At 71.8% G+C, this 3,179-nt stretch carries 1 protein-coding gene; it reads left to right on the forward strand.

The window, feature by feature from the left end; genetic code table 11:
* The coding region (locus ACFVUT_RS37545) for a type I polyketide synthase (protein ID WP_389661247.1) at positions 1 to 3,179 on the forward strand (3,179 nt) is incomplete at both ends.

Raw genomic sequence — 3,179 nt, forward strand, 5'->3', positions numbered from 1 at the left:
GGTGTGACCGTCGACTGGACCGCCCACTTCGGGGACACCCAGGCCCACGTCGACCTGCCGACCTACGCCTTCCAGCACCAGCACTTCTGGATCGAGCCGACCCACCTGGCCGGCGGCGCAGTCCAAGCCGGACTCACCGCTCTCGACCACCCGCTCCTGACCGCCAGTACCCAACTTCCCGACAGCGATGCCTTCTTGCTGACCGGGCGGATCTCCCTGGCCACCCGCCCCTGGCTTGCCGAGCACGACGTGCTGGGCAGCGTGCTGGTGCCGGGAACAGGTCTCCTGGAGTTCGCGCTGCAGGCAGGGCACGAAGCCAACTGCCCCGTTGTGCAGGAGCTGACGCTCCGGACGCCGATGCTGCTTCCCGCACGCGGCGCGCTGCAGGTCCGTGTCATGGTCGGCGCCCCGGACGACTCGGGTGCCCGCGGCGTCAGCGTGCACAGCCGCGACGAGGCGGACGCCGGAGCTGCGTGGGTGTTGCACGCCGAAGGCACTCTGACCACGGCGGCAACGCCCGCACCGGTGGTGGAGGAGGTGTGGCCGCCTGCGGGAGCCACGCCCGTCGACACCGCTGACGCGTACGCGTACCTGCTGGACCGTGGCTACGCGTACGGTCCGGTGTTCCAGGGCCTTCGCGGGGCGTGGCAGCGCGACGACGACGTGTTCGCCGAGGTGGCACTGCCCGAGCAGGCGCACGCGGATGCCGGCCGGTTCGGTCTGCACCCCGCTCTGCTCGATGCCACGATGCACGCGTTGCTCGTCCTGGACCGTGGAACGGACGCGCCGACCCTGCTGCCGTTCGTCTGGTCCGGTGTGAACTTGCAGGCCACGGGCGCTACGGCGTTGCGGGTACGGATCTCCCGGACGACCGGCGCCATGGTGATCGCGGACGCCACGAACTCCCCGGTGATGACGGTGGACTCGCTCGTGTCGCGTCCCGTGTCGGCCGAGCAGCTCGGCGCCCGACACCACTCACTGCACCGCATGGACTGGGTGCCGCTGCCGGTGGTCGGCGGTACGTCGCCGGACGGCTTCGCGGTCGTCGGCGCGGTGCCTCACGTGGTGGGGATGCCGGCGTACGCCGATTTCGCCGCGCTCGGGGCAACCGACGACATGCCCGGCTGGGTGCTGTCTGCCTGCCGTACCGACGCGGGGCTCGATGTGCCCGACGCCGTACGGGCGGGTGTGCACGGCGTGCTCGCACAGATTCAGGCGTTCCTGGCGGACGACCGGTTCGCCGTGTCCCGCCTGGTGATCCTGACGCGCGGTGCCGTGGCGGCGGGCTCCGGGGAAGAGCTCGACCTTGCTGGGGCACCGGTGTGGGGACTCGTCCGCGCGGCGCAGGCCGAACACCCTGGCCGGATCGTCCTGGTGGATGTCGACACGGACGTCGACGGCGCGGGTGAGACCGGCGAGGTGCTCGCCGGCGCACTGCACACCGGCGAGCCCGAGATCGCGATCCGGGGCGGCGCCGTCATGGTTCCGCGCCTGCTGCGCACCGTCCCGGCCACGACCGACACCCGGACGCTCGACCCCCAAGGCACGGTGCTGGTGACCGGTGGCACCGGTGGGCTGGGTGCGCTGGTGGCGCGCCGCCTCGTGACCGAGCACGGCGTACGGCACCTGGTGCTGGCCGGCCGTCGCGGGCCGGACGCTCCCGGTGCGGCCGAGCTCGTTGCCGAGCTGGCGGAGCTGGGTGCGTCGGCCGAGGCTGTCGCCTGCGACGTCACCGATCGTGGCGCGCTGGCCCGGCTGATCTCCTCCGTCCCGGACGAGCACCCGCTGACCGGCGTGGTGCATGCCGCAGGGATCGGCGACAACGGCCTGGTCGAGTCGTTGACGCCGGACCGTGTGGATGCGGTGCTGGCGGCGAAGGCGGACGCGGCGTGGTTCCTGCACGAGTTGACGGCCGGGATGGACCTGGCGGCGTTCGTGTTGTTCTCCTCAGCCGGTGGCTTGGTGCTGGCGGCGGGGCAGGGTTCGTACGCTGCGGCGAACGTGTTCCTGGACGGGCTGGCCGTCCACCGTCACGGACTCGGCCTCGCGGGCACGTCATTGGCCTTCGGGCTGTGGGACGTGGCGACGGGCCTGTCCCAGGACCTCACCGCGGCGCACCTGGAGCGGATGCGCAGGCAGGGGCTTCCGGCGCTGACCGTCGATGAGGGGTTGGACGCGTTCGGTGTCGGCCTGAGCACGGACGAACCGGCGCTGGTGCCGCTGCGCGTGGATGGTGCCGCGCTCCGCCACCGCGCCGATGTACCGGCCCTGCTGCGGGGCCTTGTGCCGCAGGTGCGGCGAGCCGCCCAGGTCGCGACCGACTCCGGCCTCGCACAGCGCCTGGCCGGCGCCGACCGCGAGCAGGTGCTGCTGGATCTGGTGTCCGAGAAGGTCGCGGCCGTCCTCGGCCACACGTCGCCCGAGGCGATTGAGCCGGGCAAGGCGTTCCAGGATCTCGGGTTCGACTCGCTGACCGCGGTCGAGCTCCGGAACGAGCTGAATGCGGCGACCGGGCTGCGGTTGCCGGCGACGCTGGTGTTCGACTACCCGAATGCGCAGGGCGTCGCGCGCTTCCTGAACGGTGAACTCGGCGGCGTCACCGAGGCCGCACCGGTGATCGTGGCCGCCCAGACGGGCGGGGACGAGCCGATCGCGATCGTGGGGATGGCATGCCGCTATCCGGGCGGCATCAGTACTCCCGACGACCTCTGGCACACGGTTGTCCACGTCACTGATGCCATCGGCGACTTCCCGACCGACCGCGGTTGGGACATCGAGGGGCTGTACGACCCCGAGCCCGGTGTGGCGGGCAAGACCTATGCCCGTACGGGTGGCTTCCTGTACGACGCCGCGGACTTCGACCCCGGTTTCTTCGGGATCTCTCCGCGTGAGGCCCTGGGAATGGATCCGCAGCAGCGGTTGCTGCTGGAGTCCTCGTGGGAGGCCTTCGAGCGGGCCGGGCTCGACCCGAGGTCCCAGCGGGGCAGCCGGACCGGTGTCTTCGCGGGGCTGATGTATCACGACTACGGGCTGGGGACGCCGGGCGCGACCGGCGCGGGCAGCCTGGTCTCCGGCCGTGTTTCTTACACGTTCGGTTTCGAGGGTCCGGCGGTGACGGTCGACACGGCGTGCTCGTCGTCGCTGGTCGCCCTGCACCTCGCGGCGCAGGCGCTGCGGTC

The organism is Streptomyces sp. NPDC058051, assembly GCF_042885475.1.
Lineage (GTDB): Bacteria > Actinomycetota > Actinomycetes > Streptomycetales > Streptomycetaceae > Streptomyces.